The following is a 24,384-nucleotide window of genomic DNA, read 5'->3' as shown; positions in this document are numbered from 1 at the left end:
CCCCCTCCAGGTGCTTTCGGCTTTGGCGCAGGCGGTGTCGGCTGAGATCGCGCTCCGTGGCGCGTTGACTCGTGCGAATCGTCGTGTGTCCGCGTTGCAGGCGGCGGGAGCGACCTCGACGGAGCTTGCGCAAACTCTTCAGCGGAGCCTTCTACCGCCGATCATGCCGCAGATGGCTGGTATGCAGACAGCGGCGGCGTTCATCCCCGCCGCCGGAGGCGTGATCGTCACGGGAGACTTTTACGACCTGTTCCCGCTCGGAGAATCACGCTGGTGCGTGGTGCTGGGAGACGTCTCCGGACATGGTGTAGACGCTGCACAGATCACGACTCTGGCCAGATACACCATCCGCGCCGACGCACTCAACACCCTGTCGCCCACTGCGTTTGGCGCAGCTCAATCAGGCGCTATTGGTCCAACGCCAACCAGACGAACGGTTTCTGACCGCGGTCTGCGCCATCCTGCGACCGGACCAGGACGGTTTCACCGGCCTGATCACCACCGCAGGGCACCCGTCGGCACTGATACACCGCGCTGACGGCACCGTGGAGTCCCTGCGGACCTCGGGCACCTTGCTCGGCATGTTCGAGGACGCCGACCTTGGACAGGTCCGGTTCTCGCTGCGTCCCGGGGATGCCCTTGTGCTGTATTCCGACGGGGTCACTGAGGCGCACGCTGCGAACAACTGGGATCTTTTTGGAGAAGAGCGGCTGATCGCGCTGATCGCGAAGGTCGTGGACGCGGAGGCAGATGCTCTGGTGAAGTCGATCAGTGAGGCTGTCTTGGTATACAGCAATGGGCACATGATCGATGACATGGCCATTCTGGTGCTTCGTGTTCTGCCATCCGGCGAGACGACTGAAGGCAGGTAGTGGGCTCCACAAATCATCGGTACGAACGCCGTTGCTCGTCCACCGCCGGGGGAGCCCGGCAGGACTGTTTACGCTCTCAAGAGATCCGCGAGTTGCCGGGCGTTGGTTTGCGCGTAGTCGCGGTAGCAGTTGTTCATGAGCGCGTGCGTGCTGGAGGTCTCCCCGGCCAGCTCGTGCAGCTTCGGCGCCCACTCCCGCAGTTCCTCGGTGGAGTAGAGGTAGCCGAAGCGTTCGTGGATGTCGTGGCTGGTCCACTTGTCGCTGTGGCCGTGGAACCTGACTATCTCGAGGTCAGCCGTGGCCGCCAGGACAGGGGGAATCGAGCAGGGATGCCCTTGGGGCATGTCGACGCAAACGTAGGGGATGCCGTGCGAGCGCAGGAAGTCCAGCGTCTCGGCCTGGTTGTCCTCAGTCATCCAGGTTCGATTGCGGAACTCGACCGACATTCCCAACGGCTCACACCGCCGTTTGCATTCGAGGATGTAGTTCTTGTTGCGCCTGCCGATCGGGAACCATCGTGGGAACTGGAAGAGCACCGCGCCGAGCTTGCCGGCCTCGCGGATCGGTACCAGCGCGGAGACGAAGCGTTCCCATACCTTGTCGACGCGTCCGTGATCCAGGTCCCGCACATACAGGTTTTTCCTGCCCGTACCGGATTCGATCCGCAACTCCTTGGGCAGCGCCGCCGGACGGGTCGGATGACAGGTCAGCAGTGAGAACGCCTTGACGTCGAAGGTGAAGCCCTGCGGGGTCCGCCGGACCCACGATCGCACCGTCTCGGCTGCGGGCAGGGCGTAGTACGTCGAATCCACCTCCACAAGCGGGAACCGGTTCGCGTAGTACCGAAGGCGTTCCTCCGGCGTCGTGGCGTCCGGCGGGTACCAGCCGGACCGCAGGAGTGTGGCGTCCGTCCACGACGCCGTGCCGACCAGGATCTGTCCCATGTCTCACCACCGAGGGCGTACGGCTAGGCCGAGAGCACGACCTTGTTGCAGTCGTCGACCTTGTTCTTGAACATGTCGTAGCCCCGCGGAGCGTCGCGCAGCGGCAGTCGGTGAGTGATGACGAAGCTCGGGTCGATGTCGCCGTTCTCGATCCGGCGGAGCAGCGGCTTCAGATACCGCTGCACATGGCACTGCCCCGACCTCAGCGTCAACGACCTGTTCATGAACGTTCCCACCGGGAACTTGTCGACGAATCCCGCGTAGGCCCCGATGACCGAAACCGTTCCCCCGTTGCGGCACGCCATGATCGCCTCGCGCAGGGCGTACGGCCGGTCCGTCTCCATGCGCGTCGCCTGCTTCGTGCGGTCGTAGGCGTACATCGCCGGATTGGGGTGGTGGGCTTCCATGCCCACGGCGTCGATGCACGCGTCAGGCCCGCGGCCGGCGGTGATGTCGAGCAGCGCCTCTTGGACGTCGACGTCCTCGTAGTCGATCGTCTCGGCCCCCGCCCGCTCTGCGATTTTCAAGCGGTAGGGGAGGCGGTCGATGGAGATCACGCGCTCGGCGCCCATGAGGTAGGCGCTGGCGACCGCGAACTGACCGACGGGGCCGGCGCCCCAGACTGCGATCACATCGCCCGGCTTGATGTCGCACATCTCGGCGCCCATCCATCCGGTGGGCAGGATGTCGGACAGGAACAGCACCTTCTCGTCGGGCAGCTCATTCTCGATCTTGATGGGGCCGATGTCCGCGAACGGCACCCTGGCGTACTCGGCCTGGCCGCCCGGATACCCGCCCAGCATGTGGGAGTACCCGAAGATCCCCGCGGGCGCGTGGCCCATGAACTTCTCCGCCAGCCCCGCGTTGGGGTTGGAGTTTTCGCACAGCGAGAACATCTCGTGCTCGCACGCGCTGCAGTTTCCGCAGGCTATGGGGAAGGGCACCACCACTCTGTCGCCGACCCGGAGGTTCGACACGGAGGGTCCCACCTCCACGACTTCACCCATGAACTCGTGGCCGAGGATGTCGCCCTTCTTCATGGTCAGGACGTACCCGTCCAGGAGATGCAGGTCGGAGCCGCAGATCGCGGTCGACGTGATCCGCACGATCGCGTCGCGGCTGTTGAGGATCTTCGGGTCGGGCACGTCCCGCACCTCGACGGTGTTGCGGCCCATCCAGCAGTTCGCCTTCATCGGAGCCTCCTCACGCGACCGGCTGCGCACGTCGCTGGAACGCCTGCCGCAGCGCCCGGGTGCCCTCAGGGCTGCCCTCTGATCTGACCACCTCGCCGGTCTCCATAACCTGCTTGAAGCGGCGCAGGTCGTCCCGCACCTGTTGCTCGGGATGTTCACCTGTCAGCTTGGCCAGGGCGCCTCCCAGCCGGCCGGCCGGCATGTGGTAGCACAGTTGCACCCGCACCTCGGTCCCGCGGCCGCCCGGCGCGTCGGTGAACCGCACGACTCCGCTGTTCGGGACGAGGGAACCGCCGGTCGAGCGCCAGGCGATCAGCTCCCCGGGGCGGTCATCGATGATCTCGGCGTCCCACTCCACGGCCTTCGTCGCCGGGCCGCGCACCCTCCAGTGGGTTTGCCCGTCGCTCATCCTCACCGAGTCGACGTGTGCCATGAAGCGGGGGAAGTTCTCGAAGTCGTGCCAGAACCGGTAGACCTCCTCCCGAGGGCGTTTCACGGTGATGGCGGCGCGCAACTCTCTCTCGGCCGTGTCCGCCGCGCGGCCTCGGGCCCGGCGAATCCTCAGTGCGGCGTACGCGTCCACAGCTGTGACGGCGATGACCCCGGCGGTGACGGCGGCGATCCGGCGGCGTCTTGTACCCGTACGTCCGACCAGCGCACCGGTAAGCGAGGTCACGTCCACGGCGTCACCCGCGAGACGGCTCCACAGCCCGGGGGCATGATCCCTGCCGTGCAGGAGGGTTGCCGCGTGAAGCAGTTGCCGCGAGCCGGCCAGCGGTATGGCCACCCGGGCCGCGGGCGAGTCATCGACCCCGCTGATGCGGGCGACGGCACGCGGGGCGGCGAGTTGCATCGCCCCCAAGGTCAGGCTGGCCCATCCGAGCACGTGTGCGAGCCGGTCGGGCATGGAGTCGTGAGTACCACTCATAACGTCCTCGCAGGCTCTCGCTCCGGGCTCCCACGTGGTCGCGACTGGCACCGGCCGGTCCGTCAGGGAGCAAGCGAATATCCACCGATATATGACGTCGAATGTCTTCGCTGGCCTTACCCAGCCGCGACGAGACGACACCCGGACCCTCGTCGCGGTCATCGAACCTCCCTCCGCATGATCGGATGTGTTGATCGGCGGTGCGTACGGCGAATTGACTGTCACTGCAGTACTTGTTACGAAAGTGAACCCGCCGAAGGCCTGGGAACTACCGGATGCTTGAGAAGTAAAGGACTGTCAGCGCTTGAGGGAGATGGCAAGTTACGTCTTCCTCCATGAGGAGGTCACGGACCGGGTGCTGATAGGTCCGTGACCACGATTCGTTAAGCCTGCCGGGCGACCGGCGGGAGAGTGAAACCCTTGAAGAGCGTTTGATCATGTATTGAGACGTGTCACGAGCCAGGTGATGGCGGCGGCAGTCCCATCGGCTCGGTCGTCAGTCGTTTTGCCGCTGGATGCTTTCAAGCAAATCAAGATGCTCCTGGACGACCGGTTTGGCGTCGCGGGCGAGTCGCTTGACCTGCTCCGATGAGCCGTTCGACAGCTCCGTCGCAACAGCGGTGAGCGTCTTGCGGTGTCCGGTGATCTGTGAGGCGACCCACGCCCGGTCGAACTCGGCGCCCTTCTTACCGGAGACCTGCTCGAGCGCTACCTGCTGCTCGTCGCTCGGTTCATCTGGAAGAGCGACGCCAACCTGGTCGGCCACTCTGCCGCCGTCGTCATCGAGAGCCTTGTGGTCGCGGATAAGCCGTGCGCCCATGTCGCGGACCGCCTCCGTGGTCGCCTGCTTCTGCGCGACCTGCCCTGCCTTGATCTCCGCCAGGTTCCCCTGGTGCGCCGCGAGTAGGAATGTCCGGTCCTGTTCGTTGACTTCGGGCGTTGCGGCGGCGTAAGTGCTGGTGCTGCCTACCAGCGTGCCGGACATGATGGCGATCAGAGCGATGAGCCGTGTCAGCATCAGATCCTCCGATCCTCTCCGGAACGGCAGGCTGATCGGCAGCGGTCCCATCCGGAGCGACAGTTTCTAGCTTCATACCCACTGGAAGATCCCGGCGGAAATGGGCCGTTTATTGCTGCTCAAGAGGACCGGTGGTGGAAGTGCTAGGTCTACTGGCCCTCGGTCTCAGTAACGCAGAGTTCTCCGATCGCCTGTTCCTGTCCGAGGCGACCGTCGCAACCCACGTCGCTCGCATCCTTGCCAATCTCGGGCTCCGGGACCGTGCCCAGGCAGTCATCGTTCCCTACGAGACCGGACCGGTCAGCGTCGGGCGGCACCAAGGGGAGGCACGGCCCGCCGAGCACGACGTCGGCCTGGCGGGATATCCCGGCCAGGTACGGGTCCTGGCGGAGCGTCTACACCCGTTTCCGGCGCTGGGCGTTGGACGGCACCTTCACCCGCATGCTGCACGCTCTGCAGGCTGATGCCGACGCAGCGGCCGACCTCGATTGGTTGGTGGCGGTCGATTCAACCGTAGTGCGGGCGCACCAGCACGCCGCCGGAGCCAAAAAGGGGGGCCAGATCCAGACGAGCCGGCAGATCACGCCCTCGGCCGATCCCGTGGTGGACTGACCAGCAAAATCCACCTGGCCTGCGACGGACGTGGACGACCGTTGGCGTTCGTTGTGACCGGCGGCAACGTGAACGACTGCACCCGTCTGGAACAGGTGCTGCACGCCATCCGCGTTCCCCGGCAGGGGCTGGGCCGGCCACGAACCCGCCCCGATCATGTGGTGGCCGACAAGGGCTACAGCTCCCGCGCCATCCGCAGCTACCTGCGGCGGCGCGGGATCAGCCACACCATCCCTGAGCGGGCCGACCAGATCGCCAACCGCAGGAACCGAGGCAGCAGAGGAGGTCGCCGACCGGCCTTCGACCGCGACGTCTACAAGCGCCGCAACGTCGTTGAACGCTGCTTCAACCAGCTCAAACAGTTCCGCGCTCTGGCCACCCGCTACGACAAAACCGCCACCTCATACACCGCCGTCGTCACCATCGCCGCGATGCTTCTCTGGCTCTAACGGCACTTCGAAGACACGGCCTAGCACGGGTGGCTCCCAGGTGGCCCCACTATTCCCCTATCGCTTTGGGCGCCGCCCCGGCCATGGTCTTCAAACTCGTCGAGTCTGCCCAGCAACGGTGGCGGGCGGTGAACGCACTCCACCTCGTCGCCCTCGTCCGCGCCCTTGTCCCGCTTCGAGGGCGGCCGCCTTGTCGAACGCCCGAGAATCCTCGCGGCCTGATCGAAGCCGCGAGGAGCGGGCCGGGCGCCAGGCGCGGGACTACTCCACGCGGGAGTGCTGCCCGGTGCGGGCGCGCAAGGCTTGCGTGAACCACGTGAACACCGGCGTCAGGCTGGGCGGGACGGGCCATCCGTTGATGACGGCCAGTAGGTGAAAGTAGCGTTCCGCGCGGGGGTCGCCGGCGATCTCCAGACGTGTCAGCAGCCAGTGGCGCAAGTCGGCGTCGTCGGCGCGGCTGAAGGTTTGCGCGTAGCGGGCGGTGAGGGCGTCGATGATGGGTGCGGCCTCGGCCGAGGCTGCAGCGATGCCGGCATCGAGCGCGCGGCCGACGCTGTCCCGAACGGTCTCGGTGAGGTCGTGGTGCAAGCCGGTGCGGTCGCCTTGGGCGCGCTCGGCCGCCTGGTACTCCGCCATGCGGCGCACGGCCGCGCGGAAGTCGGGATCCTGGGTGAGCTCGGCGAGTTCCACCCAGGCGTCGACCTGCTCGGGTTCGGGGTCGTCCGGCAGTTCGGGCATGGCCGAGCGCATCATGTCGACGAAGTCGGCGTTGGCGTCGAGCCCCCCGAACGTGTCGTCGATGAAGTCGGTGATCAGGCGTCGGCGTTCGTCGTCGGAAAGCTTGGCGAGCTTGTGCATGAGGTCCATCTCCTCGGGGCTGGAGCCGCGTTTGGCCACCGCGCGCAACACGGCGCGCCGCAGTCGCAGAGTGCGGATCTGCACCTCCAGGGCATCGGCGTGTGCGGCCGCAACCTCGGGCACCGAGACCTCCCGATCCAGCACCTGCCGGATGACGGCAAGGTCGAGGCCCAGGTCACGCAAGGTGCGCACCAGGTCCAGACGCGTGAGCGCGCCGATGTCGTAGAGCCGGTAGCCAGCCGGGCTGCGGTCTGTCGGCGGCACGATCCCGGTGTCGGAGTAGAACCGGATGGTCTTGACCGTCAGCCCGGTCCGCCGGGCCAGGTCACCGATCGTGAAGAGCGTGTCGCCGTCCATGCCCGCACTCTCGCGCCTCCCCCTACGGGAGACTCAACCTCAGTTTCTCCGCTGGGGTTGCCAATCCACAGGTATTGACAATTACGCGTTCGATGGTGATGTCGTGGGTGGGTGGGTGGGTGGGTGGGTGGCGTTGAGGCGTTCGGGCATCCCGGGCCGGCGACGCGGCGGGCCGGGTTCCCGCAGGTGCGGGTGCTGGCTCTGGTGGCGTGCGCGTAGCAGGCCGTGTTCGTCCAGCGACGAGCTCGGCCCCAACCGGCATCGCGAGCTCGGCGGAACACCCGGGCACGCCTTCGACGCAACATCCTTCAAGACCGGTCAACATGCCTGACGTGCCTGACAAGATCATCTAGCTCTGACCTGCGAGAAGAGGATAAGAACCCAAGATAAGTGCACACTGCGATCCCTGGCTCGAAGCTGATCGAACTCGAACACAGCGGGTACTTCGGCCATCTGGAAGAGCCGGCCCGATTCGCCGATGCCGTGACGGCCCTCATGCCGACCGGCCCACCGACTGAGCTCGGCGTTCAACGCCGACGGTCTTCGGACGGGCACAGGCACCGGGCAATCCGGCTCTTCGCCCTTCCGGTGGGAGGGCGCACGCAGAGGTGTTGGTGCCTTGACCCGTGGTGGTGGCTGGGCGATGGTCGGTCACGACTCGGTGATCGCGATCGCGACGAGGGCCGCGGTGAAGGGGGCGGGTTCGAGATCACCTCGTACGGCGAGCTGCTGGGTGTAGCCGTGGCAGAGGGCAACGAAGGCTTCGGCGATCCGGGCCGCGTGCGCGGGCTCGTGGTCGGGCAGGAGGGCGGCGACCGCTTCGCGCAGCTCCTGGAGTTGGCGGTGGACCAGGGCGGCGAGGCTCGGGGTGACGGCGGCCTCGGCGTAGATCTGGGCGACCAGCCGGGCGTGGTCCTCCTGGCGCGCCAGGGTGCGAATGTGCTGAAGGAAGTCGTGGATGGACTCGGCGGTCAGCTCCGCGGGCAACGCGTGGCCTGCTTGTTCACAGATGGCGGCGACGATCTCGTCCTTGCTCGTGAAGTACCGGTAGATCGCCCCGGTGGAGAGCCCGGAGGCTTCGACGATGTCGGTCATGGACGTTCGTGCGAAGCCGTGAACGGCGAAGCGGGCGCGGGCGGCGTCGATGATCTGCTGACGGCGGGCGTCGAGGTGGGCTTGGCTGACCTTTGGCATAGAGAACGACCATTCGTTTTACATGTTAACGTCGTCGACCTTACCGCAACTCCGTCTACCTCTGAGGAGACCCCCATGCGTTACCAGACCTTCGGGCGACACAGCGGCCTGCGGGTCTCGGAGTATGTGCTGGGCACGGCCAACTTCGGCTCGGCCCCGGCCGCGGCGGGCCTGGAAGGCTCCAGGGCGATCTTCGAGTCGTTCGTGGCCGCCGGCGGGACCACCATCGACGTCTCGAACATCTACCAGGACGGTGAGGCCGAGACCGTCCTGGGCGATCTGCTGGGACGCGAGCGCGACGACTACGTCGTGATCACCAAATACACCGGGAGCAGGAGCGCCCAAGTCCGCCCGGGCACCACGGGCAACAGCCGCAAGACCATGATCCGGTCCCTGGAGGAGAGCCTGCGGCGGTTGAGAACCGACTACGTCGACGTCTTCATGCCGCACTTCCCCGACGGCGTGACCCCGTTGCCGGAGATCCTGGCCGGCTTCGAGGACCTGATCAGGGCGGGCAAGATCCGCTACGGCGGACTGTCCAATTTCCCGGCCTGGCGGGTGGCGGGCGCCGCCGTCAGGTCGGAACTGAGTGGGCGCATGCCGCTGGTCGGCATCCAGACCGAATACAGCCTGGCCGAACGCTCCGCGGAACGAGAATTCTTCCCGATGGCCCAAGCACACGGACTGGGCGTCGTCCTCTACTCCCCGCTGGCCGGTGGCCTGCTGACCGGGAAGTACCGTCACGGCGAGCAGGGGCGACTCAGTGCACGGGCCGCGGCCGACAACACCGCCCGCGAGGGCGGTGCGCAGCGCACCGCCGTGCTCGACGCCGTCCTCGCCGTAGCCGATGAGATGGGCACAGGCCCGGTCCAGGTTGCACTGGCCTGGCTGCGTCAACGCGCCGCCCGCGCCCGGACCTCGATGATCCCCATCGTGGGGCCCCGCACCCCGGCGCACCTGGCGGGATACCTCGACGCCCTGAACGTCGAACTCGACCCTCACCACTACCAGAGGCTGGACGAGGTCAGCGCGATCAGGTTCGGTGCACCGTACGAAGACGTGGCCGGAGCGCTGACCCACGGCGTCGACGGGGACCGAAGTCTCCTCGACGACCCGCTCATCCCGGTGATCTGACACCGGCCCACCCGCCCGCCACGGCTGATCCCGCCTCATGCCTGAGCCGGCCCGCTCCGTCCACCGCTCATGCCGCCTGGAGTACTCATGGCCCTCGCCCACATTGCCGCCATCAACCTCGAATGCCCTGACCCCGTCTCCTGGCCCGCTTCTGGGCACACCTGCTCGGCGGCGAGATGACAGTCGAGACACCGGAATTCTGCGCAGTCAAGATCGGGACGCTCCACCTCGGCACAATCCGTGTCGAGGACTACCAGCCACCGACCTGGCCATCCCATGACCGCTCACAGCAGATCCACCTCGACCTCACCGTCGACGACCTCGACACCGCCGAACACGAGGCGGTCCGACTCGGCATGCTGCCCGACCTGGCGTTGCTGCGTGCCGGGCTGATCGAGGCCGGCAGGCTGCATCCGCTCGTTGCAACGGCGCTTCTACCCGGCCATTCGCCGGACGCCAAGCCACACGGCCACCAGAGCGAGAACGGACCGCGAATGGTCGTACGAGGTGCTGGGGGTCACGGAGACGACAGGCGCTGTCCTCTGGCTCCGACGGCCCCGGCGGACGGGTCTCGTCACGAGTTCTTCATGTTCTGGAAACGGGCCATTGACATCGAGAGGGCCGATTCTATGATTGGTGCGAATCGGTTCGAATAGCAGGTGCCGCACATGCGTGGGCCGGTCCGTTGTGCCGGCGAGCATCAGGTGCGCGGACGGCGGTCATATCGAGTCATGAAGTCCAAGGCGGCGATCGCGCACGGCCTCATGGAGCATTTGCGCGGCACCGTCTCCAATGTCCCGACGGGAATCGAAGCATATTCACGGGGCTGGCGAGATTCACGCCGGAGTTTTAGATTGCCAGGCCTGGTGCGATGAATGGCCACGATCTAAGCCCACCCATTCCTGGGGCTCCACTCCACCTTTTGTCACTCAAGAAGTCAATCTGTGGCACGAGCTTCGACACGCGCCTCACCGGCGGTCACAGGGGTTCGCCGGTCGCGATGACGGGCGGAATCCGAGAATGTTCACGAGGACGAGGCCTCCGGCTGCACTCTGCCGCGGCTCCTCGGCACACGAAAGATCGAATCCGCACTTTTGTTGTAGGTGTTCGTACTTTGCTTGACCGTCAACATAAGTAGGCTTAGCATCGCGCGATATGACTGAAAAATGCTTACCGGCGACAAAAGTTCGGGGCGGCGTCGCCGGAATTCGCGAATTAAGGCGGTTTCATGCCGAACGAGTGTGACGTCGTGCACGTCCGCGCGCCTGACCATCCCAAACCCGTGCCACCCGGGTGGTGGGTCGCGTGCTGAAAATGACGGGCATCGGCAAGAGCTTCCTCGGCGTCCGGGTTCTCCAGGGAGTGGACCTGGAGGCGGCCGCGGGAGAGGTGCACGCGGTGGTCGGCGAGAACGGCGCCGGCAAGTCGACGCTGATGAAGATCCTCGCCGGCGTCCACATTCCCGACGAGGGGACGATCGAGGTCGACGGGCGAAGCGTGGAGTTCGGGCATCCGGTCGAGGCGCAGCTAGCCGGCGTGGCGATCATCTACCAGGAGTTCAACCTGCTGCCGGAGCGGACCGTCGCCGAGAATGTATATCTTGGCCGCGAACCGGTTCGACGGGGCCTGGTCGACCGGGCGGCCATGGAGAAGGCGACCGGCGAGTTGCTGCGCTCGCTCGGCGAGAAGTCGTTCGGCCCGCGCGACCTCGTCCGGCGGCTCTCGGTGGCGCAGCAGCAGGTCGTCGAGATCGCCAAGGCGCTGTCGCTGAACGCTCGGATAGTGGTCATGGACGAGCCGACCGCCGCGCTGGCCGACCACGAGGTCGAACTGCTGTACACCTTGGTGCGGCGGCTCGCCGGACGCGGCATAGCGGTCCTGTACATCTCGCACCGGCTCCGGGAGATCTTCGAACTGGCCGACCAGATCACCGTGCTCAAGGACGGCGCCCGTGTCACCACCGCGCCGGCCTCCAGCCTGGACGCCGGGGCTCTGGTCCGCCTGATGGTCGGCCGGGAGCTCGACTCCTACTTCCCGCCGCGGGCGGCCGGACCTCCAGGTGAGGCGCTGCTCAGCGTGCGCGGCGGAGGCAACGACCGGCTGCACGGCATCGACCTCGACCTGCGCGCCGGGGAGATCGTCGGCCTCGCCGGACTGCAGGGCTCGGGCCGTACGGAACTGGCGAAGGCGCTGTTCGGAGCCGAACCCTTCACCACTGGGGACATGAAGCCCCGTCGCCCCCGCTCTCCCCGCGACGCCATCGCCGTGGGGATCGGCCTGGTCACCGAGGACCGCAAGGCGGAGGGACTTCTCCTCAACCAGCAGGTACGCGACAACGCCGTGCTCGTCGCCCGTGCCACGGGACGGCCCCGGTCGGGAACCGACCGGTTGCTGGAGCGCGTCCGGCTCAATCCGCCCCGGCCCCGGCAGGAGGTCCGATTACTCTCCGGCGGGAACCAGCAGAAGGTCGTGCTGGCCAAATGGATGACGGTCGCACCGCGCGTCATGCTGTTCGACGAACCCACACGCGGTGTCGATGTCGGCGCCAAAGCGGCCATCCACGACCTCATGCGCGAGCTGGCCCGCGATGGCACGGCGATCCTCATGATCTCCTCCGAGCTTCCCGAGCTCATCGGCATGAGCGACCGCATCGTGGTGCTGCGGGACGGTCGCATCGCCGGAGAACTGCCCGCCGGCCCCACCGAGGAGGCCGTGATGCGCCTGGCGGCGGCGTCATGACCGAGCAGATCAAAGTCCGGCGCGTCCCGGCGGGGGGCTCGATTCTCCAGCGGTTGTCGGGCGACCGGCCCGCGCGTCCCGTCTACCTGGCACTGGCCCTCCTGATCCTGCTGGGCTGGTTACTGGTCGCGCTGGACGGCGGGCAGTTCGTCAGCTTGGAGAACATCGTCGGGATCCAGCAGCGGTCCGCGGCGCTGGGCATCGTCGCGGTCGGTCAGACCGTGGTGATCCTGGCTGGGAGCCTGGACCTTTCCGTGGCCTACCTGATCAGCCTGAACTCGCTCGTCGCGGCCGAGATCATGGCGGGCGGCGACGGGGCCGTACTGCCCGGGGTCACCACCGTACTGGTAGTCAGCGCGCTGGTGGGACTGGTGAACGGGCTGATCATCACCAGGCTGCGGGTACACGCCTTCATCGCCACGCTCGGGGTCGCGCTGATCATCCGCGGGCTGCTGGACCAGCGGTACGACGGGCCGGCGGGCAGCGTGCCGGCCTCGTTCCTCCATATCGGATACGACCGTATCGGGCCCGTGCCGGTGTCGGCGCTGCTGTGGGCGGCGGTCGCGGTGTCCGCGTGGTTCCTGCTAAGCCGGACACGCCTGGGATACCGGATCTACGCGGTCGGCGGTGACGCGGAGGTCGCGCGGCTGTCGGGTGTGCGAACCGGGCGGGTCGTGGTCGCCGCGCACGTGATCTGCTCGGTCTGCGCGGGGATCGCAGGGCTGCTGCTCGTTTCCAGGCTCGCGGCGGGCGCCCCGACGGTGGGGACCGACGGCGGGTACGACCTGGAGTCGATCGCCGCGGTCGTGCTCGGTGGGACGGCCCTGGCCGGGGGACGCGGCGGGGTCGCCGGCACCGTCGGCGGCGTCCTGCTCCTGGCCGTCTTGGACAGCGTCTTCAACCAGCTCGAGGTCGACTCCTTCGCCAAGGATGTCGTACGCGGCGTGGTCCTGGTGGCCGCCCTGGCGATCTACGCGCGCAGGAGGCGGACGGCATGAAGCGCTCGCTGCCGATCTTCGTGGTGTTGGCCGCCCTGCTCGTCGCGATCGCGGTCGCCAACCCTTACTTCTTGGATCCGCCGGCCTTCCTCGCCTTCGTCAAGCGCGCCGCGCCCCTGGTGATCCTCGCCGCCGGACAGTACTTCGTGATCGTTTCCGGGGAGTTCGACCTGTCGGTCGGCTCGCTGGTCACCGCCGAGGTCGTGATCGCCGCCCGGCTCATCGACGGCACCGCGGCGGCGACCTGGCCCGTGATGGTGCTGCTGATCGCGCTGGGGCTGCTGGCCGGGCTGGTCAACGGGAGCGTCACCACTCTGCTGCGGGTGCCGTCGTTCATCACCACGCTCGGTATGATGCTGATCCTTTCCGGCGCGGTGTTCCTCTGGACGGGCGGCTCGCCGCGCGGCGCCCTGTCACCGCAGTTCCGGGAGCTGGGCCGGGGCAGCCTCGGCCCGGTGCCCTGGTCGGTCCTGATCCTCGTCGTGACCGCGGCCGCGGCGATCTGGGCGATGCGCGCCGACTTCGGCCGCACGCTGGTCGCAGCGGGCGACAACGACCGCGCCGCGGCACTGTCCGGCGTCCGCGTCCCACGGATCAGGACGATCGGGTTCATGATCTCCGGGCTGTCCGCGGCGGTCGCCGCGATCCTGCTCGGCGGCTTCGCCGGAGTGTCCGCGCAGGTCGGCCAGGGGCTTGAGTTCCAGGCGATCACCGCGGTCGTGCTCGGCGGCGTGGTTCTCGGCGGCGGCCGCGGTTCGGTGGTCGCCGCCATGGCGGGCGCCTTCACCTTGGAGGCGCTTTTCACCCTGCTCAATCTGTACGGCATCTCGGGGGCGCTGGAGCCGGCTGTGCAGGGGTTCATCATCATCGGCGCCGTGGCGCTGGGAGCGGTGAACTTCCGGCGCAGACGGCCCGCGGTCGCCTGACCCACCCCATTGAGTCGCCTGACCCACCCCATTGAAAGGAAAGACTGTGCAGATTGCTTCACGACGGCTGTTCGCCGGCGCCGCGCTGGCTGGGCTGGTGCTGGCGGTCGCCGCGTGCACCAGCGACACGCCCACCACCTCCGCCCCGTCCGGCTCCACACCCGCCGCTGAGGCGGGGGCCTCGGGCAAGGGCACCGGAGAGCAGTCGAAGTTCTTCGTCCAGGCCGACTACGACGCCCAGATGGCGATGCGCACCGCGCAGCCCACCGGCCCGGTGGACAAGCCGTGGGAACAGAGCATCGATCCTGAACTCATCGACACCGCCGCCTACAAGAAGCCGGGGCCGTATCACCTGTGCTTCTCCAACGCGGCGGTGAACAACGCCTGGCGGCAGGTCGGCTGGAAGAGCATGCAAGCCGAGGTCTCGCTGCACAAGGAGATCAAGACTTTCACCGCGCTGGACGCCGAGGGCAAGGACGACAAACAGATCTCCGACATCGCCGAGTTGCAGACCAAGGGCTGCGACGCGCTGATTATCTCGCCCAACACCACCGCGACACTGACCCCCGCGGTGTCCGGCGCGTGCCCGAAGGTCCCCGTCATCGTGTTCGACCGGGGGGTGCAGACGGACTGCCCGGTCACCTTCATCAAGCCGATCGGCGGGTACGCCTTCGGCGCCGAGGCCGCCGAGTTCCTCGTCGGCAAGGTGCCGCCGGGCGGGAAGATCCTGGCGTTGCGCATCCTGCCCGGCGTGGACGTGCTGGAGACCCGCTGGTCGGCGGCCAAGGTCGCGTTCGACAAGAGCGAACTCAAGGTCGTCGGCGTCGAGTTCACCGACGGCGACGCCGCCAAGACCAAGAGCATTGTCACCGACTACATCCAGCGATACGGCAAGATCGACGGTGTCTGGATGGACGCGGGCGCCACCGCCGTCGCGGCGGTGGAGGCGTTCGAGGACGCCGGGCAGCCTGTCCCGCCGATCAACGGCGAGGACCAGGAGGACTTCCTGAAGAAGTGGAGCGAGGCGAAGCTCACCGCCATCGCCCCGACCTATCCGACCTACCAGTGGCGCACACCGATCATCGCGGCCCTCAAGATCCTGAACGGCGAGCAGGTGCCCAAGGTCTGGAACCTGCCGCAGCCGGCGATCACCCAGGACAAGCTCGCCTCCTACCTCCGGCCCGGCATGCCTCCGCTGCACTACGCGCTGTGCGGCTGCGAGAACCTGCCCGGTTACCCGGAGAAATGGGGTGGCACGTCATGATCGGCGTCAACACATGGGTCTGGGTCTCGCCGCTCACCGACGAGGCCCTGGCCGATCTCGCGCCGCGGATCGCGGCGTGGGGATTCGACGTGATCGAGCTTCCGGTCGAGCGCCCTGGCGACTGGAGGCCCGCCAGGGCCGCCGACCTGTTGGCGGAACTCGGGCTGGGCGCGTCGATCGTGCTCACGACGCCGCCGGGACGCGAGCTCGTCGGCGCCCCGTCGCAGACGGTCCGGGAGACCCAGGACTACCTGCGGCACTGCGTGGACGTCGCGGTGACCGTCGGCGCGCCGGCGGTCAGCGGTCCCGCCTACGCCTCGGTCGGCCGGACGTGGCGGATGAGCCCGGACGAGCGGCAGGACGTCTACGCCGAGCTGAGGGAGAACCTGAAACCGGTCGTCGCCTACGCCGCCGAGCGCGGGGTGCGGATCGGCGTCGAACCGCTCAACCGGTACGAGACCAGCGTCATCAACACGGTCGAACAGGCGCTGGAGGCCCTTCCCGACGAGTGCGGTCTCGCGCTCGACATCTACCACCTGAACATCGAGGAGAAGGACCCCCTCCAGGCCGTCCGGCTGGCCGGCGCCAGGATCGCGCACATCCAGGCGAGCGGCACCGACCGCGGCGCCCCCGGCGCGGACCACTTCGACTGGCCGGGCTTCGCCGCCGCCGTACGGGACGCGGGCTACGCCGGGCCTCTGGTGATCGAGTCCTTCACCGCCGAGAACCAGACCATCGCCACCGCCGCGTCCATCTGGCGTCCCCTGGCCCGGAGCCAGGACGCCCTGGCCACCGAAGGCCTGGCCTTCCTGCGGAGCCTTGGACACTGATCGGAGCCGGCGCGTGCGCCGGCCGTTCTCGAGGGCGCCACGCGCGCCGCCCCATGCCCGCCGGGCCTTCTCGCCAGATGTTAACGCTCACAGGAACCGGCATACCCCCCCATCCCCTTGGAGATCCTCCATGCGGAGATCACGCCTGCTCCATGTCCTGACCGCCGCGCTGCTGGTACTGCCGTTCGCCGCGGTGCCGGCGGCTAACGCGGCCGCCCCCCTGTTCAAGGTGCTGCTGTTCACCAAGACCGCCGCCGGAGCCTATCGACACGACTCCATCGACGCCGGCGTCGCGATGTTCCAGCAGATGGCGACCGACAACAACTTCCAGGTCGACCGCACCGAGGACGCCAGCGTCTTCAACACCGCGACCCTGAGCACCTACGACGCGGTGATCATGCTGCAGACGTCCGGCATGGTCTGGGACACCGACGCCCAGCGCCAGGCCGTCCAGGCGTATGTGCGCGCCGGCCATGGGGTCATGGCGATCCACAACGCCACCGACATGAACATCGAGTCGCAGTTCCCCTGGTGGGACCAGGTCGTGATGGCCGGCGCCCACATGACCCAGCACTCCTCGATCGTGCAGGGCACCGCCAAGGTCGCCGACAAGGTCCACCCCTCGACCCAGGGCCTGCCGGACCGGTGGACCCGCACGGAGGAGTGGTACAACTTCGACAAGAACATGCGCGGCTCAGTCCACGTGCTGGTGACCGCAGACGAGACCACCTACGACGCCGGGCCGAACAAGATGGGCGCCGACCACCCCATTTCGTGGTGCCAGATCGCCGAAGGCGGCCGCGTGTGGGCCACCGCGATGGGCCACCAGGCCTCCTCCTACTCCGAGTCTTTGTTCAAGCAGCACCTCCTGGGCGCGGTGAAGTGGGCGGCGGGCGCCGTGCCGGGTGACTGCGGCGGCACGGTCGCGGTCCGGTACCAGAAGGTGACCCTGGACGCCGCGCCGGACCAGCCGATGGAGCTGGACGTTGCCGCGGACGGCACGGTGTTCTACATCTCCCGTTCCGGCAAGGTGAACATGATCCCTTCAGGCGGAGCCACGCGTGTCATCGGCACCCTGTCGGTGTACGACGGCGGCGAGGACGGCGGGGTCGGCCTGGCGCTCGATCCGAACTTCGCCACCAACCGCTGGATCTATGTCAACTACTCGCCGCTCAACGGCGGCGAGGTGAACCGGGTCTCCCGGTTCACCTTCAACGGCACCACCCTCGACCTGAGCAGCGAGAAGAAGCTTCTCGAGGTCCCCGCCTACCGCAACGTCGACGAGCCCGGCCACACCGGCGGGTACATGGCGTTCGGCCCGGGCGGCAACCTGTACATCGGGCCCGGTGACGACACCAACCCCAACGCCTCCAGTGGCTACGCCCCGATCGACGAACGGTCCGGCCGGGAGCACTACGATGCCCAGCGCTCTGCGGCCAACACCAACGACCTGCGCGGCAAGATCCTGCGCGTCCACCCCGAACCCGACGGCACCTACACGATCCCGTCGGGCAACCTGTTCGCGCCCGGCACCGCCAAGACGCGTCCCGAGATCTACGCCATGGGCTTCCGCAACCCGTTCCGCTTCTCGGTCGACCGGGACACCGGCTGGATCTCGATGGCGGACTACGGTCCCGACGCGGGCAGCGCCAACTCCAGCCGCGGTCCCGAGGGCACCGTGGAATGGAACCTGATCAAGCAGCCGGGCTTCTACGGCTGGCCCTACTGCACCGGCAACAACGTCCCGTTCAACGACTTCAACTTCTCCGCCAACACCTCAGGCGCGAAGTTCAACTGCTCGGCGCCGGTGAACGACTCACCCAACAACACCGGGCTGACCAACCTGCCGGCGGCCAAGCCTGCGACCGTGTGGTACAACTACCACCCCTCGGCCGAGTTCCCCGAGATCGACTGCTGCAACGGCGCGGCCCCGATGGGCGGCCCGTTCTACCACTACGACCCGGCGAGCACGTCCGCCCGCAAGTTCCCCGCCTACTTCGACAAGACGCCGTTCTTCTATGAGTGGCAGCGCAATTTCGTCAAGGAGTTCCGCCTGGACTCCTCCGGCAACCTCCTGAAGATCAACCCGTTCGTCGCGCAGCTCTCCCTGCACGCGCCGATCGACATGAAGTTCGGCCCCGACGGCGCCCTGTACCTCGCCGAGTGGGGCAACGGCTACGGTCACGCCAACACCGACGACGGCATCTACCGGGTGGACTACGTCGCAGGGAACCGGGCGCCCGTCGCCAAGGCGAGCGGCAGTCCCACCTCGGGCAGGGCCCCGCTGACCGTCGCGTTCTCCTCGGCGGGTTCCTCCGACCCCGACGGCGACACGATCACCTACAGCTGGAACTTCGGGGACGGGGGGACCTCCACCAGCGCGAACCCGTCCCACACCTTCACGGCCAACGGTACCTACAACGCAAGACTGACGGTGACCGACGCCTCTAGGAACACGGGCACCGCGGACGTGACCATCACTGTCGGCAACACCGCGCCCACGGTGACCTTCGGGGCCCCGCCGAACGGCGGGTTCATCGACTTCGGCGACAGCGTCTCCTACACGGTGAATGTGACCGATCCCGAGGACGGCGTCATCGACTGCTCCAAGGTGACGCTGATCACCGCGCTCGGCCATGACACGCACGCCCACGACACCGGGCAGTACACCGGCTGCTCGGGAACGGTGCCCACCAGCCTCTCCGGGCATGACGAGGCGTCCGACGTCTACTATGTTCTGATCGCCGAGTACACCGACAGCGGTGGCCTGAAAAGCAGTACCGGCATCACGCTGCAGCCCAAGCACAAGCAGGCCGAGTTCTTCACCGGCTCGTCGGGGATCCGGGTCGTCGATCAGTCCGGAGCGGAGGGCGGCCGGCGCATCGGCGACATCTCCAACAACGACTGGATCTCCTTCAACCCGGTGAACTTGTCGGGCGTCGACTCAGTGTCGTTCCGCGTGTCGGCGCCCTCCAACACCGGCGGCTCGATCGAGTTACGCGCCGACTCGCCGACCGGCACGCTCATCGCGTCCGGCTCGGTGCCCAGCACCGGCGGATGGGACACCTACGTGTCGCTCCCGGCCGTCGCCGTGACCAACCCCGGTGGAACCCACAACGTCTACGCGGTGTTCAAGGCGCCGACCGGGAACTCGTACGACCTGGACTCGATCACCTTCAACGGCAGGGGCGTCGGGTCGGGAAGCGGCACGAGTGGCCCGCAGGCCGGGCGCACCTACACGCTGACCGCGGTGCACAGCAACAAGCTCGCCGACGTCCGAGGCCGGTCGACGGCCGACGGCGCCGCCGTGACGCAGTACACCGCGAACGGAGGCACCAACCAGCAGTGGAAGCTCGCCGACGGAGGAAACGGGACATTCACCCTGGCCGCCGTGCACAGCAACAAGTGCATGCAGGTACAGGGGTCGTCCACCGCCGACGGGGCACTCGTACAGCAGTCGACGTGCACCGGCGGCAACAACCAGAAGTGGAAGATCGAGGCGTCCGGCTCCGGCTATCGCCTGGTCTCGGTGAGCGGCAACAAGTGCCTTGACGTCCCGGGCGCGTCCACCGCCGACGACGTCCAACTGACTCAGTGGACCTGTAACAACGGCACCAACCAGCAGTGGAGGTTCACTCAGCTCAACTGACACCCCTACCCAGCGCCCGCTTTCGCGGGCGCTGGGTACGGCCGATCGGGCGCGTATCCGGTGATGGCGACCGCAGTCGCCGCTCCACGCTGTTCACCTCCCGAGATGGGGGCCCTGTCGTCGTGACCCGGCCGCGTGGCCGACGGCGGGTAACGCCACCCGCCCACGACGCATCCCTCAGGTCGCGGCAGTAGTTCCTAGAGATGGCGGGGCGGTCGGACACCGTCGTCGCCGTGGTCGGCTGGGCGGACCTGCCCCGGCCGATCTCGACGAGGAACTACACGGCCGGTGAAAGGCGTCGTCGTGGTGGTTGAGCTTCTCCACGTCGTCCTGTGCGGTGATCATGGCGGCCCGGTGCCGTTCGATTTCGTGAGCTGGTCCGCGGTGGTGCGGGCGTCCGCGATCCCGGTGGCCACCGGCTCGAACAGGAGCATCACACTATGATCATCTTGGTGGAGACGACTCAACGTCACCACCGAATTCGTGCCAGAGCCGTTCGTCTTACAGTCCCGTTCTTGGTTGGCGTCATGTGATGTTCAGTCTGCACCTCGGATACGGATCTTGGTGACGGCGTCCAGTGCGGTTTCGTCGGCGTCAGGGAGGGTGTGAAGGTACTTCTCGGTGGTGGCAATACTGGCGTGGCCGAGACGCTCTTTGACGACCTGGAGATCGGCTCCGCCGGCGAGGAGCCACGAAGCGTGAGCATGGCGCAGGCCATGCATCCGTACGTGGATCTGGAGGCCGGCAATGCTCAGCGCGGGGATCCAGACCTGCTTCCGGAACCAATCTCGAGGAATGTGCCCATCGGTGTCTCTGCTTCTCGGTGTCCTGGGGGAGTCCTTACCGGCAGCGCGGCGCTCGGCATGCGAACCGCGCCAGGGTCGCGTGAGGCTGGCGGCCAGCGACGCACCGGCGACCCCGTCCGCCGGTGACCATGGCGCGCACCACAAACACAGCAGCGCCCACGCGCGGTCCTCCCGTAGGCCACCGAGGTCCATCGCAGGCAGCGCCGCGATCGGGACATGTGACGCCTCCGCTTCTGCCGCTCTCAGTGACGGTGGGCGGCTCGCAGCAGCGGGCCGCGTTGATGCTCCGTCGTGCCGCCCCAGATGCCGTAGGTCTCACCGTTACGGATCGCGTATCGCAGGCACCTGTCGCGGATGAGGCAGCCCCCTCACACCCGCAACGCCGGCCCGATGCTCACCCTGTCGTTCGGCGGCGGGAAGAAAACGTCCACGTCGATCCCGCTGCGGGTCTGTTTGGTGATCGAGAGTCAGCAGGATTGCGCCTAACCCGCCGGCGCGATACCGCCGCACCCACGCATGCACCGACTGCCGCGACACCCCATACTGTTCGGCGACCTCGGTCACCGGGGATCCTGCCTCTACGTCCAACACAGCGCGATACCGCTGCTCCATGACGCTCAGCTCCACCAGCGCCAACCCGAACCCCCATGTGATCGCCATCGATCACATAAAGCCGGGTCAGCCGACGTGGTGTAAAGCATCAACCGAAGACGCCGTGTCAAGCATCAGCCGAGGTAGGACAGACCGTCGGCGTCTTCGATCCGGACGGCGACGCGCCGCCCGACCAGGATCTCCGCTGCGGGCAGGTAGCATCCGGCCAGACTGACCATGCCGGACTTGTTGACCGTCCGCGCTACCTCCAGCGCGGCGTCGGTCTCGGCGTGCGACAACGGGGACGGCCCGCCGGGCGGCCACCACGGGCGAAAAGGCCGGCCAGGTCTGCCGTCTACAGGTGAGAGCGCAGGCTTTGCAGCCACACTCCCGCGACCAGTAGATGGATCACGTTCACGCCTCGCCCTCAATACGCAGCTCACGATCAGGTGCTGCGACAAGCACTAGAACCTAAGCGTCGACAAGGGGTCAGAACTCGAGCGTCGTCGACACTCGCGATCACCTCGAGTGATGACCGCGATGGCGCCCTGACCTCGGCATACGGACATTAGCGGAAGCGCGCGGCCACCGCCGAGTGGCCGACATGAGGACTCGTTATGCGCAGGACGTCCTCCCGCTTACGTTCCACTCTCGGTCTGCCATCGGATCAACGCTCGGTCTGCGAGGAGTCCTCTGGGGTGCATATGGCGATGGTGCTTACGGTGCCATTGCCCCAAACAGTGGTGTTCATCATCGTCCGCCCGTCCAGGGACGCCACCGTGAACTCCGGCACGAAGCGCGTCGTGAACAGCCCCGCCATTCCGCTTCGCAGCAGATCTATTTCACTCGCGACGAAATCCCAGTCATCGAGGAGGCGTACCTGAACCCATGCGTTGTCATCGTACCCATCGTCAGTTTCGTCGTATCTCGCGTAGCAGACTACGAGCAGGAACTCGCGATTCTCATTGAAGAGCTCGTATTCGGTTGCCATTCGGAACCAACTCGCATGGACTTTGTCCGGCATGTCCGGAGCATCGACATCGGCTATCTCGTCCGGATGGGAATCGAACCGGCCGTGCTCGGGGCTTGCGCTCGCGGGTGAGTATCCCGGTGGCAGCGGAGGCAACCGGACATCCTCCCGGTTCCACCGCTTGACGAAGTGCAGACCGGCGGGTGCGAGCAGAGCGGCCACATCGGCATCGGTGAGCGTCACAGCCGTACGATAGCCCTCAGCTGGATCTTGCGGTTCGCTACTGCTTGCCAGGATGACGGTCCGTCATGTGATGAAGGACCTTCGAGCTCAGTGGGCGGGGTCAGCAGAAGCTGACCCCGCCCATTTTCAGGTGTTTCATTCAGTGGTTCGTAGGAGTTCTGCTAGTTCTTGCGGTTGCCGTTTCCGTTACCGTGGACCTTTGACTCGGATGCGACGGTGCCGTTGGCGGCGAGGGTGAGGCGCATCGCCTGCCCCGGGGGTGCCTTGAAGTCGAACATGTTGTCCAGGTCTCCGGAGGTGGCATCGGCGGAGACACCGCCGACCCTTCCGGTGTTCCAGTTGTCCTCGATGAACTTGAGGATGGAGGACTGGGTGGTCAGGGTGTGGTCGATGAAGTTCTTCTTCGCGTAGGGCGAGATCACCAGGAGCGGCTGGCGGGGGCCGGGGCCGCAGCGGTTGACCTGGCCGCCGATGTCGAGGGTGGCGGCGTTGGTGCAGATTGCGGAGTTGCCGCTGGCGGCGCTGCCGTTGGTGATGGTGGCGGCGACGTGGTCGTACCAGCCGTCGGAGTCGTCGTAGGCGATCACGATCGCGGTGTCGGCCCAGGCGGGCGAGGCCTCGATGGCGTTGATTTCCTTGACGAGGGAGATCTGCTCGTCGACCGGGTTGGAGCTGCCGGGGTGTCCGTCCTGGGCGGCCGCGGCCTTCACGAAGGAGACCGCGGGGAGCTTGTCGGCGGCCAGCGCCTGGTAGAAGTAGCTGACGTCGTAGTTGTGGTTTGCCTGGCCGTCATGGCCGACCTCGTCGAGCGAGGCGGGCAGGAGGTGGTGCGGGTTGGAGGTCGACTCGTAGTAGGCGAACGGCGCGTGGTGTGGCACATAGGCGCCGAGCGGGAAGTTCGCGTTCTCCGCGGTGATCGGCACCATGGCGCCGCAGACGGCGTAGCCGGTCGGGCTGTCGGCCGCGGTCGTGGTCGGCGTGAAGCCGTCCTCGAACCATCCCCAGCTGACGCCGCGGGAGTTGAGCAGGTCGCCGATGTTCTTGCCGGTCATCTTGGTGAGGTTGCCGGTCTTGGTGTGGTTGCTGTCGGCGCAGTCGTCGTAGAACGGGTCAGGGTCGCTCGTCACGGTCGTCGTGGTGGTTGAGGTCGGGACCCCGGTGACGGAGTTCACGCTGAGCGCGCCGGAGGTGTTGCCCGAGACCAGGTTGAGAGCGCCCGGCGTGGACGGGCCGAAGCCGGTGCTGAAGCTGTTGTCGCTCATGGCGTAGTTCTGGGCCAGGGTCCACAGCGCGGTCACGGTGTTGCCGTCGTAGTAGTCCATGACGATTCCGTCGGTGCCGTAGAGGGTGGACGGGCTGCAACTACTGGTCTCGGTCTCCTCGACGAAGCGGTCCATCAGGCCGCCATCGAAGGCCTTCTGCTCACTGCCGTAGGAGTGGGACTGGTCGCAAGTGAGCGCGTGCGCCGCGTCGAGACGCTGCGGGTTGAACGCGTTCGGGTTGTTGGTGAGCAGGTCCGGGTGGGAGATGTAGTTGTTCGGGATCGGCGTTCCTGCCTTGGCGGTGAACGTGGTGCCGTCGGTGTTGGCCGCATGCGGGTAGGTGCCGAAGTAGTGGTCGAAGGAGTTGTTCTCGTCGTAGATCACCACGACGTGCTTGATCGGGGTCGCAGTCTTGGCGGAATTGTCGGCCTTCGGTGCGGCGTTGGCTGACGTGCCGAGGTTAGCGACGCCGAACACGGTCGCGGCCACGGCGGCAACCGACGCGGCCGCGAGGGCGGCGCGTTTGTGACCGATGGAGCGCATTGCA

22 protein-coding genes and 3 pseudogenes are annotated in these 24,384 nt (G+C 67.0%); 13 read left to right on the top strand and 12 right to left on the bottom strand.

The features are described from left to right. Together Pka01_RS41245 and Pka01_RS41240 are read left to right on the top strand one after the other, a co-directional pair. The coding region (locus Pka01_RS41245; protein ID WP_275414461.1) for a PP2C family protein-serine/threonine phosphatase at positions 1-538 on the top strand (538 nt) is incomplete at its 5' end. Continuing rightward, entirely contained in the window at positions 441-872 is a 432-nt protein-coding gene (locus Pka01_RS41240) for a PP2C family protein-serine/threonine phosphatase (RefSeq protein ID WP_275414460.1), read from the top strand. The genes Pka01_RS41245 and Pka01_RS41240, both read left to right, overlap by 98 nt. A gap of 68 nt (positions 873-940) precedes the next feature. Here Pka01_RS41240 and Pka01_RS13585 read toward each other — a convergent pair whose 3' ends face one another. The 4 genes from Pka01_RS13585 to Pka01_RS13570 all read right to left on the bottom strand — a co-directional run bounded on the left by Pka01_RS13585 (position 941) and on the right by Pka01_RS13570 (position 5,006). Then, positions 941-1,816, bottom strand: a complete 876-nt coding sequence (locus Pka01_RS13585) for a DUF72 domain-containing protein (RefSeq protein WP_203883062.1) — start codon at positions 1,814-1,816, stop codon at positions 941-943. Positions 1,817-1,839: 23 nt separating this feature from the next. Beyond that, positions 1,840-3,009 (bottom strand): zinc-dependent alcohol dehydrogenase, encoded by a 1,170-nt coding sequence (locus tag Pka01_RS13580; protein WP_203883061.1) that lies wholly within the window; start codon positions 3,007-3,009, stop codon positions 1,840-1,842. 10 nt (positions 3,010-3,019) lie between these two features. After that, on the bottom strand, positions 3,020-3,937 hold the full coding sequence (locus Pka01_RS13575; protein WP_239114944.1) for an SRPBCC family protein: 918 nt from the start codon (positions 3,935-3,937) through the stop codon (positions 3,020-3,022). 496 nt (positions 3,938-4,433) lie between these two features. After that, the gene (locus Pka01_RS13570) at positions 4,434-5,006 is read right to left on the bottom strand and encodes a DUF4142 domain-containing protein (RefSeq protein WP_203883060.1); all 573 of its coding nucleotides are present in this window, start codon (positions 5,004-5,006) and stop codon (positions 4,434-4,436) included. A gap of 80 nt (positions 5,007-5,086) precedes the next feature. On the opposite strand from Pka01_RS13570, the pseudogene Pka01_RS13565 reads away from it, so the two are divergent. The 3 pseudogenes from Pka01_RS13565 to Pka01_RS41745 form a co-directional block, all read left to right on the top strand. Then, positions 5,087-5,221, top strand: a pseudogene (locus Pka01_RS13565) (LuxR C-terminal-related transcriptional regulator); the annotation flags it as partial. 22 nt (positions 5,222-5,243) lie between these two features. Next, positions 5,244-6,016: pseudogene (locus Pka01_RS40745) on the top strand (IS5 family transposase); the annotation flags it as partial. Positions 6,017-6,087: 71 nt separating this feature from the next. After that, a pseudogene (locus Pka01_RS41745) lies at positions 6,088-6,238 on the top strand (IS256 family transposase); the annotation flags it as partial. Positions 6,239-6,277: 39 nt separating this feature from the next. Here Pka01_RS41745 and Pka01_RS13550 read toward each other — a convergent pair. Both Pka01_RS13550 and Pka01_RS13545 read right to left on the bottom strand, forming a co-directional pair. Continuing rightward, positions 6,278-7,231: a MerR family transcriptional regulator gene (locus Pka01_RS13550; protein WP_203883058.1), complete on the bottom strand. Its 954-nt coding sequence runs from the start codon at positions 7,229-7,231 to the stop codon at positions 6,278-6,280. A 651-nt stretch (positions 7,232-7,882) separates the two neighbouring features. Continuing rightward, positions 7,883-8,425: a TetR/AcrR family transcriptional regulator gene (locus Pka01_RS13545; RefSeq protein ID WP_203883057.1), complete on the bottom strand. Its 543-nt coding sequence runs from the start codon at positions 8,423-8,425 to the stop codon at positions 7,883-7,885. Between the two features lie 75 nt (positions 8,426-8,500). Between Pka01_RS13545 and Pka01_RS13540 the strand changes: the two genes are divergently transcribed. From Pka01_RS13540 to Pka01_RS13505, 8 genes are all read left to right on the top strand, one after another. Beyond that, complete coding sequence (locus tag Pka01_RS13540; protein ID WP_203883056.1) at positions 8,501-9,559, top strand: aldo/keto reductase; 1,059 nt, start codon at positions 8,501-8,503, stop codon at positions 9,557-9,559. A gap of 140 nt (positions 9,560-9,699) precedes the next feature. Next, positions 9,700-10,215: a VOC family protein gene (locus Pka01_RS13535; RefSeq protein ID WP_275414459.1), complete on the top strand. Its 516-nt coding sequence runs from the start codon at positions 9,700-9,702 to the stop codon at positions 10,213-10,215. Positions 10,216-10,873: 658 nt separating this feature from the next. Further along, positions 10,874-12,298, top strand: coding sequence for a sugar ABC transporter ATP-binding protein (locus Pka01_RS13530; RefSeq protein ID WP_203883082.1), 1,425 nt, complete (start codon positions 10,874-10,876; stop codon positions 12,296-12,298). Continuing rightward, on the top strand, positions 12,295-13,296 hold the full coding sequence (locus tag Pka01_RS13525) for an ABC transporter permease (RefSeq protein WP_203883054.1): 1,002 nt from the start codon (positions 12,295-12,297) through the stop codon (positions 13,294-13,296). The genes Pka01_RS13530 and Pka01_RS13525 overlap by 4 nt, the downstream gene beginning before the upstream one ends. Continuing rightward, positions 13,293-14,222, top strand: a complete 930-nt coding sequence (locus tag Pka01_RS13520; protein ID WP_203883053.1) for an ABC transporter permease — start codon at positions 13,293-13,295, stop codon at positions 14,220-14,222. The genes Pka01_RS13525 and Pka01_RS13520 overlap by 4 nt, the downstream gene beginning before the upstream one ends. A 46-nt stretch (positions 14,223-14,268) precedes the next feature. Further along, positions 14,269-15,486 (top strand): substrate-binding domain-containing protein, encoded by a 1,218-nt coding sequence (locus tag Pka01_RS13515; protein WP_239114943.1) that lies wholly within the window; start codon positions 14,269-14,271, stop codon positions 15,484-15,486. Further along, a complete protein-coding gene (locus Pka01_RS13510) occupies positions 15,483-16,316 on the top strand; it encodes a sugar phosphate isomerase/epimerase family protein (RefSeq protein ID WP_203883052.1) in 834 nt (277 codons plus the stop codon). Before Pka01_RS13515 ends, Pka01_RS13510 begins: the two co-directional genes overlap by 4 nt. 130 nt (positions 16,317-16,446) lie before the next feature. Then, a complete protein-coding gene (locus Pka01_RS13505; RefSeq protein WP_203883051.1) occupies positions 16,447-19,965 on the top strand; it encodes a ThuA domain-containing protein in 3,519 nt (1,172 codons plus the stop codon). A gap of 536 nt (positions 19,966-20,501) precedes the next feature. Here the strand turns inward: Pka01_RS13505 and Pka01_RS41235 are convergent. From Pka01_RS41235 to Pka01_RS13475, 6 genes are all read right to left on the bottom strand, one after another. After that, on the bottom strand, positions 20,502-20,963 hold the full coding sequence (locus Pka01_RS41235) for a tyrosine-type recombinase/integrase (protein ID WP_203883050.1): 462 nt from the start codon (positions 20,961-20,963) through the stop codon (positions 20,502-20,504). Positions 20,964-21,013: 50 nt separating this feature from the next. Then, positions 21,014-21,127: a WhiB family transcriptional regulator gene (locus Pka01_RS41585; protein WP_203883080.1), complete on the bottom strand. Its 114-nt coding sequence runs from the start codon at positions 21,125-21,127 to the stop codon at positions 21,014-21,016. Beyond that, positions 21,093-21,392 (bottom strand): helix-turn-helix domain-containing protein, encoded by a 300-nt coding sequence (locus Pka01_RS41780; RefSeq protein WP_239114950.1) that lies wholly within the window; start codon positions 21,390-21,392, stop codon positions 21,093-21,095. Before Pka01_RS41780 ends, Pka01_RS41585 begins: the two co-directional genes overlap by 35 nt. Before the next feature lie 104 nt (positions 21,393-21,496). Continuing rightward, complete coding sequence (locus Pka01_RS13485; protein WP_203883049.1) at positions 21,497-21,661, bottom strand: hypothetical protein; 165 nt, start codon at positions 21,659-21,661, stop codon at positions 21,497-21,499. Between the two features lie 368 nt (positions 21,662-22,029). Then, positions 22,030-22,575: a hypothetical protein gene (locus Pka01_RS13480; protein ID WP_203883048.1), complete on the bottom strand. Its 546-nt coding sequence runs from the start codon at positions 22,573-22,575 to the stop codon at positions 22,030-22,032. A 161-nt stretch (positions 22,576-22,736) separates the two neighbouring features. Beyond that, on the bottom strand, positions 22,737-24,380 hold the full coding sequence (locus Pka01_RS13475; protein ID WP_203883047.1) for a phospholipase C: 1,644 nt from the start codon (positions 24,378-24,380) through the stop codon (positions 22,737-22,739). Positions 24,381-24,384 lie beyond the last annotated feature (4 nt).

It is taken from the genome of Planotetraspora kaengkrachanensis, from assembly GCF_016862895.1.
Taxonomy (GTDB): domain Bacteria; phylum Actinomycetota; class Actinomycetes; order Streptosporangiales; family Streptosporangiaceae; genus Planotetraspora; species Planotetraspora kaengkrachanensis.
The sequence above is the reverse complement of the archived record's forward strand: the minus strand, read 5'-3'. Positions and strand labels throughout refer to the sequence as shown.

Coding starts and splice junctions, on each gene's coding strand:
- Pka01_RS13585 (WP_203883062.1), bottom strand. CDS start 1,816: ATGGGACAGATCCTGGTCGGCACGGCGTCGTGGACGGACGCCACACTC.
- Pka01_RS13580 (WP_203883061.1), bottom strand. CDS start 3,009: ATGAAGGCGAACTGCTGGATGGGCCGCAACACCGTCGAGGTGCGGGAC.
- Pka01_RS13575 (WP_239114944.1), bottom strand. CDS start 3,937: ATGAGTGGTACTCACGACTCCATGCCCGACCGGCTCGCACACGTGCTC.
- Pka01_RS13570 (WP_203883060.1), bottom strand. CDS start 5,006: ATGGGACCGCTGCCGATCAGCCTGCCGTTCCGGAGAGGATCGGAGGAT.
- Pka01_RS13550 (WP_203883058.1), bottom strand. CDS start 7,231: ATGGACGGCGACACGCTCTTCACGATCGGTGACCTGGCCCGGCGGACC.
- Pka01_RS13545 (WP_203883057.1), bottom strand. CDS start 8,425: ATGCCAAAGGTCAGCCAAGCCCACCTCGACGCCCGCCGTCAGCAGATC.
- Pka01_RS13540 (WP_203883056.1), top strand. CDS start 8,501: ATGCGTTACCAGACCTTCGGGCGACACAGCGGCCTGCGGGTCTCGGAG.
- Pka01_RS13530 (WP_203883082.1), top strand. CDS start 10,874: ATGACGGGCATCGGCAAGAGCTTCCTCGGCGTCCGGGTTCTCCAGGGA.
- Pka01_RS13525 (WP_203883054.1), top strand. CDS start 12,295: ATGACCGAGCAGATCAAAGTCCGGCGCGTCCCGGCGGGGGGCTCGATT.
- Pka01_RS13520 (WP_203883053.1), top strand. CDS start 13,293: ATGAAGCGCTCGCTGCCGATCTTCGTGGTGTTGGCCGCCCTGCTCGTC.
- Pka01_RS13510 (WP_203883052.1), top strand. CDS start 15,483: ATGATCGGCGTCAACACATGGGTCTGGGTCTCGCCGCTCACCGACGAG.
- Pka01_RS13505 (WP_203883051.1), top strand. CDS start 16,447: ATGCGGAGATCACGCCTGCTCCATGTCCTGACCGCCGCGCTGCTGGTA.
- Pka01_RS41235 (WP_203883050.1), bottom strand. CDS start 20,963: ATGGACCTCGGTGGCCTACGGGAGGACCGCGCGTGGGCGCTGCTGTGT.
- Pka01_RS13475 (WP_203883047.1), bottom strand. CDS start 24,380: ATGCGCTCCATCGGTCACAAACGCGCCGCCCTCGCGGCCGCGTCGGTT.